Source organism: Streptomyces sp. SAS_272 (assembly GCF_052543235.1).
In genome coordinates this window covers 1-12,060 of the sequence record NZ_JBMNDR010000151.1, presented here as the reverse complement: position 1 = coordinate 12,060, position 12,060 = coordinate 1, and the positions used below count along the sequence as shown (strand labels likewise).

The 12,060-nt window shown below is 68.5% G+C and carries 10 protein-coding genes; 3 read left to right on the top strand and 7 right to left on the bottom strand.

The features are described from left to right. Positions 1–607: 607 nt before the first annotated feature. The 3 genes from ACN6LD_RS40930 (at position 608) to ACN6LD_RS40920 (ending at position 3,555) form a co-directional block, all read left to right on the top strand. Positions 608–1,549, top strand: coding sequence for a hypothetical protein (locus tag ACN6LD_RS40930; RefSeq protein WP_445045809.1), 942 nt, complete (start codon positions 608–610; stop codon positions 1,547–1,549). 66 nt (positions 1,550–1,615) lie between these two features. Next, positions 1,616–2,530 carry a hypothetical protein gene (locus ACN6LD_RS40925; protein WP_445045808.1) on the top strand — a complete coding sequence of 305 codons (915 nt, stop codon included), beginning with the start codon at positions 1,616–1,618 and terminating at the stop codon, positions 2,528–2,530. Beyond that, positions 2,530–3,555: an ImmA/IrrE family metallo-endopeptidase gene (locus ACN6LD_RS40920; RefSeq protein ID WP_445045807.1), complete on the top strand. Its 1,026-nt coding sequence runs from the start codon at positions 2,530–2,532 to the stop codon at positions 3,553–3,555. Before ACN6LD_RS40925 ends, ACN6LD_RS40920 begins: the two co-directional genes overlap by 1 nt. 261 nt (positions 3,556–3,816) lie before the next feature. Here ACN6LD_RS40920 and ACN6LD_RS40915 read toward each other — a convergent pair whose 3' ends face one another. The 7 genes from ACN6LD_RS40915 to ACN6LD_RS40885 all read right to left on the bottom strand — a co-directional run bounded on the left by ACN6LD_RS40915 (position 3,817) and on the right by ACN6LD_RS40885 (position 11,932). Beyond that, the gene (locus tag ACN6LD_RS40915; protein WP_445045806.1) at positions 3,817–4,566 is read right to left on the bottom strand and encodes a transposase; all 750 of its coding nucleotides are present in this window, start codon (positions 4,564–4,566) and stop codon (positions 3,817–3,819) included. A gap of 81 nt (positions 4,567–4,647) precedes the next feature. Then, positions 4,648–4,887, bottom strand: coding sequence for a hypothetical protein (locus ACN6LD_RS40910; protein WP_445045805.1), 240 nt, complete (start codon positions 4,885–4,887; stop codon positions 4,648–4,650). A gap of 118 nt (positions 4,888–5,005) precedes the next feature. Further along, positions 5,006–6,418 carry a restriction system modified-DNA reader domain-containing protein gene (locus tag ACN6LD_RS40905; protein WP_445045804.1) on the bottom strand — a complete coding sequence of 471 codons (1,413 nt, stop codon included), beginning with the start codon at positions 6,416–6,418 and terminating at the stop codon, positions 5,006–5,008. Between the two features lie 71 nt (positions 6,419–6,489). After that, positions 6,490–8,559, bottom strand: coding sequence for an Hsp70 family protein (locus ACN6LD_RS40900; protein WP_445045803.1), 2,070 nt, complete (start codon positions 8,557–8,559; stop codon positions 6,490–6,492). Further along, positions 8,556–8,978: a hypothetical protein gene (locus ACN6LD_RS40895; RefSeq protein ID WP_246619768.1), complete on the bottom strand. Its 423-nt coding sequence runs from the start codon at positions 8,976–8,978 to the stop codon at positions 8,556–8,558. Before ACN6LD_RS40895 ends, ACN6LD_RS40900 begins: the two co-directional genes overlap by 4 nt. A gap of 263 nt (positions 8,979–9,241) precedes the next feature. After that, a complete protein-coding gene (locus tag ACN6LD_RS40890; protein ID WP_445045802.1) occupies positions 9,242–10,837 on the bottom strand; it encodes a hypothetical protein in 1,596 nt (531 codons plus the stop codon). A gap of 537 nt (positions 10,838–11,374) precedes the next feature. Then, a complete protein-coding gene (locus ACN6LD_RS40885) occupies positions 11,375–11,932 on the bottom strand; it encodes a DUF3293 domain-containing protein (protein WP_445045801.1) in 558 nt (185 codons plus the stop codon). Between the last annotated feature and the right edge of the window lie 128 nt (positions 11,933–12,060).

The following is a 12,060-nucleotide window of genomic DNA, read 5'->3' as shown; positions in this document are numbered from 1 at the left end:
CGCCGAACCGAACTCCACGACGCCCTCGTCTCCCTGGCCTGCAGCCTCATCTGCTGGAGACGCCTCAAGAAGGCACGCACATGATCGTGTTACGAGCTCATATGGAATCACCGACACCAGGGTCCGCGAGCCCACAAGGTCGGCCGCTATTTGCGCTACCGCTGGTCGGAGGTAGAGGCGTGGCTGGAAGCTCAAGCGGTGAATCGAGCGACCTGATCGGCCAAGATTGGCTGATGCTCTTGTCCTTGGTCCGGCGACAGAATCCGGCGTATAGCTCGGCTCGTCTGCCGCTACCTGCGGCTTTGCCTTGGAAAGGGCCTCTGACCTGCGTCGGAGGCCCTTTCCGGTCTTTCAGGGGCTTGCCGCGTTAGGCCGCGAAAAGTCCCTCGGAAGTCCCTCGGACAGCGCTGAAAGTCCCTGAAAAGTCCCTGGGATGGAGAGACAGGGGGATGACCCGCGGGGAACTGCCACGCATCGCCGTTCGCAGCCGGGCGAGCATTCTCGTGCTGAGTCAACGGCGTGGCGGACCTTCGTCCGCGCCTCGAGAGGTGTATAGGAAGAGGCCAGTGCGGACGGCGCAGTCCGCAGGGTGAGGCCGAGGTGGTCGATGGAGGGCGGGGCGCATGAGGAGCTGGCGCAGTACGGCCAGCTTGGTGATCTGGGTCTTGAGTTGCTGCGACGCGTCGGTCGTCAGGTGGCACGATCCCAGGGATTCCCACCGTCCGAAGGTCATGCCGCGTGGACGGACGAGGCCGTCGACGAGCTCCTGTTCGAGATGATCAGCAGGAAGGGCGAGAACTTCCTCCTGACCTGCTACCTGAAGACGGTCGACGACGCTTCCCTGGAGAAGATGTTCTTCACGTCGATCAGGAATTTCCTGATCGACGAAGCCAAACGCACCGAGCGGGGGAAGCTGCGGCGGCGCTTCGCCGCGCGCCTTGGAGCGGACAGCCGGTTTCGCGCGGTGGCTGGTACTTCACCCCGATGGGCCCTGACCTCTCATCCACGCGGCGCCGTCTGGCAAGGCGATCTTGATGAACTGGTCAAAGCCGCCTGGGAAGTGCGTGGAGTATGGATCACTGCCTGGAACCACTCCGGGCCGACTCCCAGGGAAACCGTGCGCGCCCTGATGGCCATACTCACCGGAGTGCTGGAGGCAGCAGGTGGAGCGGTCCGGGAGGAGGAACTGGCCAGGGTTCTTGAAGCCCGCTTCGAGCTACTCGCTCCTGCCGAGTACACGACGCTGTACGCGGATGATGGCGCGCTCATCGACTCTGCCACCGATCAGGGACACGGGACCGTTGCCGTGGAGGCCGAGACCGTAGCCGGGGAAATCTGGGCGGACATGTCCCCGCAGGAGCGGAAACTGCTGTCGTTCCTGGAGGACGATCCGGCGGAAGTCTCCGTTCTGCTTGGACTCGGGCGCCGACAGACGTCCGCGATCATGGATGCGCTGCGTGAGAAGCTCATGCTGGCTCTGACCGCTGCGGGTAGTGATCCCCGAGAGGTAGCCGCAGCGCTGCTGCGCCGCAGCAGTGAACCTCCCTGACGTTCGGCGAGTGACGTCGTTTGTCCATAGTGGGAACAGACCGCCGAGAGGAATGGGGGCCGCCCGATGAGCCAGGCATCGAGCAGCGCATATGAGCGGCTTCGCGCTGCAGCCGCCCAGCTGCATGTTCCCGATGCGGTCCGTACCGTGACGGCGGCAGCGCCGGGTGATCCCCGACCGGGCCAGATCTGGCGTGCTGTGTGGGAAGGCGTTGTCGAGGTTGTGGCTATCGCGGCGGTTGATGACACCACGGTGCACGCCTTGCCGGTCTCCCTGGAGACGCGCTTCAACGACCCCGACACGGTGCTGCTGCCCGCCGAGGCTTCCACCCTGGAGCAGCCGCTTGCCCTGTGGTGCGGTCTGGGCAGGCGTCTTCCGTGGTATGTCCTGGACCGGCAGGTCAGTGAGCTGTCCGTTCCTTTGGAAGCCGACGGCTCACCCGCCCCGGATGCGTCTGGGTACCGCTATGGCAGCCCCCTTCCCAGCCCCGCATCGCAGGCGGCCGAGTTCCGCTCCACCCTCGCCGACACCATGGACGTGCTGGCGACGGCGCGCTGGGCGCCTCGGGGCAGCGGCAGTCTGCCTGCCCTGCTGAAGCAGTGCGGCCTGGGCCCCACCGAACTGATCCATCGCTTGAGCATCAGGCCACCGCGCGCCCTCGCGCTGCTGCGCGCGCAGACACCTCTCACCCCGCCCGAAGCCCAACTCCTCGCACCGACCCTGGGCATGTCTGCGGACGCGATCCTGGCTGCCAATCCGCCGTTGCCCGACCGTTTGGTACACGAGCTGAGTCGCCCCGCCCGCCGCGAACAGATCCGTCGGCTAGCCCACCTCACCGGAACCGCCGAACAGGAAGCCCGCCGTCAGGCACTCTTTGCCACGCTCACACTGGCAGCGCGTCAGGAGCGCCCTGCGGAAGCGGACTGGCCTGCTCGGGTAGACCGCTATTTCCACGTGCACCTAGGCCCGGAGAGCGAGTGATGGACTACCTCCGCCGCGCCGCGGCCCGTAACCAGGCCAAGGCCATGCTCACCGTCCTGCAGCGCGACCACCCCGGCGCTGCCCAGCGGCTGGGCGAAGGCGCCCTTGACGAGCTGCGGCAGTGGCCCGGCCTTCAGGTCAGGGACGTACCCGACGATCGCTCTGGCGGCGGCTGCAGTGTCTCCGGTGCCTATTTCGCCGGCACTCCCGCCGTCCTCGCCGTCGCCACCTCTGCCAGCCTGGCCCGCTGCGAGTTCACCGGTCTCCATGAGCTGGGCCACCACCTGCAGCAGACCGTGGTGGAGCTGATGGACGTCCTGCTTGCCGAGCCCGACGGTGGCGCCGCACTGGAGGATGCTGCCTGCGATGCCTTCGCCGCCGACATCCTCCTGCCCGACACACTCACCGATCGCCATATCACTGCCGTCGGCCCCACGGCGGACGCCGCAGTCGCACTGTGGCGGGTGAGCAATGCCTCCCGTATGGCGGCGTGCGTGAAAGCCAGCGAACGTCTCCCAGCTCCCGGTCACATCCTGCTCCTCGATCGCGACGGCATCCTCGCCTTCGGTGCCTCCCACGGCCTGCCCCCACTGCGGCGCGGCAGCGACCAGAGCCAGGTCCCGGTCCTGCGCACGGCCCTGTCGGGCCAGGGACACGCCGAGGGACGTGGCCGGCTTGCCTACCGTGACGGCGCCGTCGCCGGTGAGGAGCTGTACCTGCAGACCTTGGCCATGGACGGCTACGTCCTCGCCGTCGCCGTCATCGACCTCGCGCCCTGGAGGACCTTCGCGCCCTCCGTTCGATACAACGGCCCCGAGGCCGCCAGTTATACCTGTGCACACTGCGGGGAGGACTTCACCTCCTTCGCCCGCGCCTGCGCTCGCTGCGAGTCTGCCCCGTGCCCCGACTGCGACCGCTGCGGCTGCGACCGCAAGGTGTTCGAGCGCCAGTGCACGGCCTGCTTCGTCGTCCATCCGGCGGCCATGTTCGAGGGCGCCAGCAGCCGCTGCCGCGACTGCGACTGAACTCTCATCACACCCGTCGCGCTACCGCCGAGTTACGTCGTCTGTCCCCAGTGAAGGCACCCACCCCGGGCGCCCCACCACGTACGGGACCCCGGAGCCGGCACCGGGCACCACGATCTACCCGGCCGGCAGAAACGAGCACGACAGCACGATGAACGACAGCACCAAGGGCGCCTTCGATGCCTTCGACGAGGAACTCAACCTCGATGGCCGCGAGCGCAAAAGCGCACAGAAGCGGCACAACGAGATCACTGAGCGTTTTCAGCGTTGCTTCTCCAGGGTGAGGACGGCTTTGGTGATGACGCTCATGCGGTTGGGGCTGATGCGGGATCTGCGGAAGATCTGCCAGGACTTCAGCCGTGCCATGCCTCGTTCGACAGGTGCCCGGGTCGCGGACAGGGCCCGGTTCTCGGTCCGCTCGGTGAGGGTGAGTTCACCGCCTGGCGGGCGGCGCTTGGCGGTGGTGACCCAGTCGCCCGCACCGATGTAGGCCATGTCGGCGAGGATCGGGACGCCCTGGCGTGCGCAGATCCGGAGGATCTTGTGGGTGCGGGCGGCCGTCAGATCGTGGGTCCGGCCCGGCAGTGCCGGCGACAGCCACAGAATCTCACCGGCCGGGTCCGTGACGACCTGCACGTTCACCCCGTGCCGCTTGTGTTTCGAGGAGTAGTCGGCCCTGCCGTCGCCGACGCGGTCGCACTCGGCGAGCGTGCCGTCTAGGAGGACGAAGTCCGGGTCGTGCACGCGCAGCGTCTTCAGCAGGCCGGGGGCCTGCTCGGCGAGCAGGCCGGTGACCGCGGTGACATAGGCGTGGGCGGTGCCGACGGATATCCCGAAGGCTCTGGCGATACGGGCGAGGGTGTCATGGCGGCGCAGGTACACGAGTGCGACCAGCGCACGGCGGTGCGGCGGGAGTTTGCACCGGCGGTCACCCTCACGGGTGACGATGAGCATCGTGACCCACTCGACCAGGGCGTGGGGCAGGTCGAGTGCGGCAGGATACGGAACCAACAGGGCTCCTGTGCTGCTGAGTTGAGACGTCGAACACCTCCCTCAACGGCACGGGAGCCCTGTCCGTTGCGCACCCCGACCTCACACCGCCCCCGTCACCCGATCAGTGGCCACACTGAAAACGCTCAGTGTCTCGTTTGCGGTAGACATGTAGGGGTGCCCCCACGCGTCGAGCCGGTCCGAGACCAGGCGGCGGGCGAGGTGGGCATCCCGGGGAGTCGAGCTGAAGCGCATGGTGAACTCATCTGTCGGGGTGTCCGCTTCTGCCGCGCCACGCGTTGCGGTCGCGGCAGTGGAGGTGGGTGAGTGCTCGCTGTTCATGGCGCTTACGCTGCCGGGTACAACCTGATGTGCCCAGGGTCGACGCGCACACAGCGAGCCGCCGTGGGCGACGGCGTGTGGCGTGTAAGCGCCGGTGTGCGGGCGGGAGTTCCCCGATCTACTCCCCGTACTCCCTCAGCAGCTTGTTGAGGTTGCGGATCTTGTCCACGTCGCCCTTCGGCAGGGGATCGCTGCTGTTGAAGTGCATGACGTTGTTGCGGATTCGGCGGATCTCCTCAAGCCGCTCGATGAACACCTTGCGGTCGAGTGGCCATCCGAGTTGCTGCCACAGTTCGGGATGCTCCAGTACACGTTTGTAGTCGCCGATGCTCATGTCGCCGAAGGAAGTGATGCGTTCGCCCTTCGGGTCGCAGAGCTTCGTGACCTCGGGCAGGGTGAAGGCGCCCGCGATGACCTGCCGCAGCCTGCGGTCCATCTCCCCGATCAGGAGAAAGTGTCCGGCCAGATCACCGTAGGCCTGGGCCACGTCGGCGGCGGTGACGATGCCGGCGATGGCGTTCCGCTGGTCCCTGACGAGGACGAAGTCGTGCTCGGCCAGTGTGGGCAGGACGTCGATCAGGTCGTGGTCGTAGCGGACGTCCCGAGCGTCCACGATGGCCTGGGAGAGGCGGGCGCCGGGGTCGGCGTGCCGGGCACGGGCTATCGACTTCCACGAGACGGATCCCCGCAGGCTGTGCGGACCGGCAAGGACCGGCAGCTGGGAGAAGTCGTGGAGCACCATCAACGTGATGACCTCCTCGAAGGTGGCCGTCGGTTTGACGCTGATGACGCCGCCGAGCGCGGACGGCAGGGTGCCCACGGTCAGCCCGGTCTCGCGGGATTCCTGTTCCTCGGACGTGCCGGCCGGAACTGTGACGGCCGACGGCAACCCGGCGAGAGGAATGTTCTCGGCGTCTTCTTCCGCGGCCTTGACCAGGTGGACCGTCGCGGTCAGAGGGACCTTGTCGAATTCGGGCGACGTGATGAGGCTGTGGTTGGCGAGCTCGGCTTCGATCTGCTCGTTGACAAGTCCTCGGCCTGTCGCACCCCACCAGCCCAGCAGCTCCTGCACGGAGAGGGCGAACGGGCTTCCTGCCGCGGCCGACTCGCGGGCCTTCTTCAGCCGGGCGTGCCGCTCGCTGGGCGAGAGCGACGTCTGTTGTTGTTCCTCCGGTTCCGAGGGGTCGGCTTCCTCGGCGGCCCGGTCCAGCAGTTCCTGGCGCAACTGCGTCAGGAATCGGCCGTCGTCCACCTGCCACGCCTCCCACCCGTCGAACGTCCCGTACCCGACAGCGACCATGGCCGCCTTGGATGGTGAACGGAACTCCTCCCCGTCCGCCAGCCGGATCCATCCCCGGGACGTGACCGTGGCCTCGTGCGTCTCGCCCATCCGGGGCCGTACGAACGTCAGATGTTCGCCCTCCGCGAGCAGCCCGGCGCTGAGCAGGTCGGTGGGTGTCACCCGCCGCCCGTCCAGGAGATAGCGGGCTCGGGACTGCGTCTCTGCGGGGCTGGCGGTGGAATCACTCATGTCAGCTGCGCCTTTGTCGGTGGAGGGGGAGCCGAGAAGTGTCTGCTTCAGGATGGTGCCCGATGTGGGCGTCACCTTCGCTGGACAGGCGTCGCCGGATTGGGTACGCGCCGGTTGAAGACCCACACCCCCTGCGAGTGAGTGGCCCCCATGACCCTTCCCGCGTCCCGCAGCCACGGATTCGCCCGCTGGAACGGTGCGAAGTTGTCGTTGGAGACGATGACTCCGCCGACCTCGTGGGCGATGCTGATCACGAGTGCGTCGCCACGGCCCTCGGTTCCGGCCGGGGGCTGGACGACGGTGCCGTCGGCGATGGCCGCCTCCACGCGGGGCCGTTCCTCGGCGGACACGTCGTGGCGAAGGGTGGCGTCGACCACCACGTGGATGTCGCGATCGGCGTGCTTGAACCGCAGCGACCGTACGGCGGCTTCCAGCGCCGCGAAGCTCGGCTTGCCGCCCGCCGTACGCGGTGGCCGCCCGTTCCACGCGAGGTTGGATCCGTCGATGACGAGCGGCGGCGCGGCCGTGGGCGGGCCGGCCGTCGGTGCCGCGGAACGGGGAGGAGCGGGCTTGGCCACGCCGTTGCTCCGGGAGTTGGCGTTCGCCTGCTGGGGATGGGTCGGCGTGGTCGCGGCCCGGGCGGCCGGGGTGAGGGAGAGCAGCCGGTCGAGTTCCTTCTTCACCTCCGGCAGCACGTTCCCGTCCCCGAACACCTTCACCTCGCCGTCGAGGACCACCTCGCCGGTCTTCTGCAGGGTGGCCCTGACGGTCAGCAGGCCTTCCTTGCTGTATGTGTACTCCAGGTCGAAGACACCGTCCTCGGCCGTGCAGCGCCGCGGGTAGGTCAGGACGAGGTCGGTCAGTTTGACGTTGTCCGGGTGGTCGACCTCGCGGTCCGGGTCTCCCTCCCAGACCTCGACGGTCAGCTGGGAGACGTTGTCCTTCGTCGGCTCGTACGACTTCACGCGCTGCTGCGGCAGGCGCTGGTTCCGGTCGATGAGGGCGCTGAAGCTCCGTCTGCCCTCGCGGTCCTTGGTGATCGTGCCCAGGGCATGCGTGTTGACCACCCGGATGATGCTTTTCAGCTCGCCGTCCATGGCCGCGGCACTGATGGCCGCCCCCTCGGCGACCGCGGTCATCGGGTCGCACAGCGAGGTGTCCACGAGCTCGCAGTCGAGCGCCTCCGAGACCGCGGCGCGCACGGCCGGGATCTGGCTGCTGCCACCGATCATCAGCACCGCGGTGAGGTCCTGCGGGGCGATCCGAGCCTGCTCCAGGCATTCCTCCACCGGGTCGAGGGCCTGGTTGATGAGGTCCTGGATGGCCTCGGAGAACTCGTCCTGCCCGATCTCGACGGTGACGTCATCGGGAGTTCGGACGCGGACCGATTCCTGATGGGAGAGGAGGATCTTGGCCCGCTCGATCTCCAGGCTGAACATCCGCTTCTCGGAATCGCTCCACCGCCCACGCGCGGGCGCCCGGTCGAGAACCATACGGCGCAGCCGGGCGTCGATCTCCAGGCCGCCGAGGCGGTTGACGCCCCGGCTCGCCTTCTCGTCGAAGAACCCGTCGTCGTGCAGGAGGAGGGTGGCGTCCATCGTGCCGCCACCCCAGTCGAAGACCAGGAACTCGCCGTCGACCTCCATCTCGTGCGCGTACGCGATCGCCGCGGCCGTCGGCTCGTTCAGCAGAGTGCGGACCGTGAGGCCCGCGGCACGGGCGGCCTCGCGGGTTCGGAAGCGGGCCGCGCCGGTCGCGTTGGCGGGCACGGTGATGACGGCCTCGCGGATCTCGGTGGCGGCCTCCTCCTCAGCCGCGCCTGCGATGGCGTGGAAGACGCCGGCGGCGGCCGTGGTCGCGGCGAACCGCTGACCGCCGAGCGTGACGAAGGGCTCCTCGCGCAGCATCCGCTTGCACGCCTCGACGGCCTGCTCGGAACGGAGTTTCGCCTCCCAGCCGAACAGGGTGCCCGGCCGCAGGGAACTCGTGCCGACGACCGAGGGGTAGAGCAGCTCGAACCCCCGGCGCCCCCAGTTCGCGTCCAGGCCCTGCCCGCCGATCTCCAGGACCTCGACGTACTCGCCGTTCCACTGGGCCGCGACCGAGTTGGTGGTCCCGAAGTCGATTCCCGCTGCCGTCATGCTTCCTTCCCCGCCTTCACATCCGCCGGCCGGGCGATACGCCGCAGTTGGCCCGCGAGGATGACCTTTCCTGTCAACTCGTCCACATACGCCGGACTCAGCAGTTCGAAGGCGTCTCCCTCGCCCTCCGTCACCACGAACCGGTCGCTCTCCTCGGGCTCCGTCACCCGCAGCAGCCGCAGTTCCCGCAGGTGCGCCCTCATCGCGCCCTCGACGGTTTCGCGGCTGTCTCCCGCCCGGGACCAGAGCAGCGCGTCGATCTCGGCGAGACGACCGGCGAACTGGGCGCGCGTGCGGAACTCGTCCAGGACCGCCCTGCGCACCGCCGCGGTGAGCGCGCCGGCCGGGGGCACCTCGTCGGCTCCGGCGGCCTGCAGTGCCTCCGGTACGCGGGCCGCCACCCCTTTGATGACCGTCATCGCGTCGATCGGATCAGGACGAGGAGGAGCTTCGGCGACACCGGTCTCCGTGGGATTGTCCCCGGCATCCGTGTGCCGTCCCCGGCGGCGCTTGAGGCCTCCGGGTTTGTGCGGTGGCGGTGCGCCCTGCGCTCCGGGTTGCGTCTGGCCGCACGCGGGGCACGGGCGGTGTGCTCGCTCCCTCTTGGGAGTCTTCTTCTTCGGAGGCATCAGGGCTGCTCTGCTTCATTCGGCTCGGACGGTTGGTCAGGACTACGACGCGGTCATCCCGTGGAACTGTGGCGGTCCAGGCGCGGCGCGGTGGTCCGGAAATCATCGAGCAGCTCGACGGCGGCACGGGCACGGACAGCCTCCAGCTCGCCGCCACTGGTGACTGGAGTCCGGCGGGGCAGGGCCGCCACCGGGGGCACCAGATGCTTGGGCACCTGGGAGGGCATGACGTATCGCGACCGGTCGAGCGGCAGCTGGTAGAAGACGTCCCAGCCCGCCTCGCCGCGCAGCGCGCCACGGATGCGTTCCTCGGCCATGTTCAGTTCCGACTGGGCCCTGGCGTCGCCCTCGCGCTCCCGGAATATCTCCCGGCAGCGCTCCTCCCACCCGCCGGCCCCGTGATCGAAGCCGATGTCGAGGAACGGATTGTTGAACGGACCGCGGTCGTTCCTTCTCGTCCCCCTCCAGGCGCGAAGGAGCCGGAGGTTGCGTTCGGCGACGTCCCCTCCCTGCGCGGCGGCCTTACCGGCCTGCTCCTCAGCGGAGTCGAGAAGCCTGTCCCGCCCCCCGGGCGAATCGAGCCGTTCGCTCTGGACCACGGCCACGTACGCCCCAAGGGCGTGGGCCTCCTGCACCAGGTCCGCCGGAACCTTGCGGTTGCCAGCGCTGTCCCGGGTGAGGGAGCGAGCCTGCTCGGCCGCCGCCTCCAGGTCACCGGCCTTCACGAGGTCGTAGGCGCGGTTCAGGGCCACGAGGGCGTAGAACGGACTGCGTCCGGCGTCGACAAGGTCCCTTGGGCGCCACAGGGTGGCCATCAGCAGCCAGAGTCCTCGGTCCTCGGTCATGCTCAGCGGCCACTGCCCGGACAGCGCACCCGACTTGAGGTCGCGAAGCTCGATCTGCTGGGGCCGGGGCAGTGCCGCGTCGAGTGCGCTGACGGCTGTTACGTCGCCGTCCATGACGACGTCGTACAGCAGGTCCCACACGTCGTCCGGTTCCTGCCGTACGAGGGTCTCACCGAGGAGGAAGGACTGCCGGCGCAGGTACGCCTGCCATGCGAGGCGCTCGGCCTGCTCGCCGGTGACCCCCGCTGGTGCGAGACGCGCGCGCAGGTAGAGGCCTTCCTCGGCGTCCCGTCTCGTCCAGGGGGCGTCCTCGGGCATGAGGCCACCGTGGTCGATCAGATCGTCGATGACGGACAGGGGCGCCCACGGGAGAAGCTCGTCGAGAAACCGGTTCGGCACGGGTATCGCCCCGCGAGTGGCCGCGGTCGCGAAGAGACTGAAGGCGGGTCCGCCCGAGACCGCGTGGGAACGCTTGCTGACCAGGTCCAGGCTGGGCGCCGTCGAACACAACACCCTGCACCGCTCCAGGCCTGCCTCGTTGAGCCATCGCACACCGTTGGCCCAGAGGTTCCGCAGATGGCCGAGAACCGACTCCGCCGACAGGAGACTCAGCCCCGCGTGCACAGCGGGCAACAGGCTCTCGCGGTCCGGATCGCCTTCGAGGGCCTGCGTGAGGACAGCCCGTTCCGCCTCGGGCATTCCGGCGGCGGCCGCTGTCTCCGTGAGCATGGCCAGCACGGTTTCGACCGCCTCGCCGCCCCCGACCCCGAGCCAACGCCACTTGCGCTGAACGAAACCGCTCACGCCCGAGGAACCCTGGCTCTCCCTGCGTTCACGCGCACGTCTCAGGCGCTCTTGTTCAGCGGCTTTCGCCGCCTGGCGAGCGACTACCGGGTCCGTCATGTCGTACACGTCGTCAGGTTATCTGCGCGGTCTGACAATCCATACGGCCTCGTACATATCGTGACCTTGGGCGATGGGTGTTTCAGTGTCACCGGCCGAGTTCCGGCGATCCAGTATCCGCTGGTGGTAGCGGGCTTCATTCCCGCCGCGGCCGGTGTTGCCGTCGGCGCCGCCCGCGGAGCATCGCGACGTCAGTCCGTGCCATCCACACAGGGGCGAGCCAGGCGGCGCAGCGGAGACGTCTTGTCCCACACGTGCCAGCGTGCACCGCACAGGGGGTCGGTCTCGTACCTCACCTCCGCCGGGAAGCCGTCGACCCTGACCCGCTCGGCCGGTGGGCCGGTGAGGGGCCTGCCGCAGCGGGGACAGCGGTCCGGGGTCCGCATGGGGTGCATGCCCATCGTCATCGCTCCTGCCGTACGCCGGCGCTCATGTACATCAGCGGTCGTCGAAGCGGCGGTCCGACGGGGCGCTCCAAAGGCCGTCGCCGGTGCCGTCGGCCGGAGGAAGCCGTGACGTTCGGCCGCTCCTGGCGAACGCCGCCCATCCACTCACGGCGGAGGTGTCGCTGTCGCACGCCGATACACGCCATGCGTCGGGAGTCCAGACGAAAATCGCGTCCTGACCGAAGCGCCGCCCCAGTTCGCGCGCCGCGCCGTCGCTAATGCCGACGACGGCGACGCTCTCCTCGACGTGCGTGCCGTACGCGTCGCCTCCTGCCGCGGGCCACCAGGTGAGCCGCCGTCGGTCAAGCTCATCGAGTAACAAGCCCTGGGCACGGGCGTTGAACTCGGCGGAGGCGGTACGGCCGCGAGGATTCCAGGCCGTGATCACATGAAGGGTGGCGCTGCCGGCCGGTTCCGGGAAGGATCCCTCGGCCGTGCTCGGCGCACGCGGTTCGACCCGTACGGTCCGGTCGTGGAAGTGGATGTCCACGACTGCGTGACGGTAGAGCTCCCATTTCTGGGGCGCACCGGATGCGTCGGTGGTGTGCACAAGGGCCTCCTGTGGACGAAGGACCCCCTTAGAGCTCGTAACACGATCTTGTTGAGATGTCCTGGTCGGGCGTGACCCGTCAGACAATTCGGCCGTTCGTGATGGTGTGACGACTCGGCCGTGGATTG

Coding starts and splice junctions, on each gene's coding strand:
- ACN6LD_RS40930 (WP_445045809.1), top strand. CDS start 608: ATGGAGGGCGGGGCGCATGAGGAGCTGGCGCAGTACGGCCAGCTTGGT.
- ACN6LD_RS40925 (WP_445045808.1), top strand. CDS start 1,616: ATGAGCCAGGCATCGAGCAGCGCATATGAGCGGCTTCGCGCTGCAGCC.
- ACN6LD_RS40920 (WP_445045807.1), top strand. CDS start 2,530: ATGGACTACCTCCGCCGCGCCGCGGCCCGTAACCAGGCCAAGGCCATG.
- ACN6LD_RS40910 (WP_445045805.1), bottom strand. CDS start 4,887: ATGAACAGCGAGCACTCACCCACCTCCACTGCCGCGACCGCAACGCGT.
- ACN6LD_RS40905 (WP_445045804.1), bottom strand. CDS start 6,418: ATGAGTGATTCCACCGCCAGCCCCGCAGAGACGCAGTCCCGAGCCCGC.
- ACN6LD_RS40900 (WP_445045803.1), bottom strand. CDS start 8,559: ATGACGGCAGCGGGAATCGACTTCGGGACCACCAACTCGGTCGCGGCC.
- ACN6LD_RS40895 (WP_246619768.1), bottom strand. CDS start 8,978: ATGACGGTCATCAAAGGGGTGGCGGCCCGCGTACCGGAGGCACTGCAG.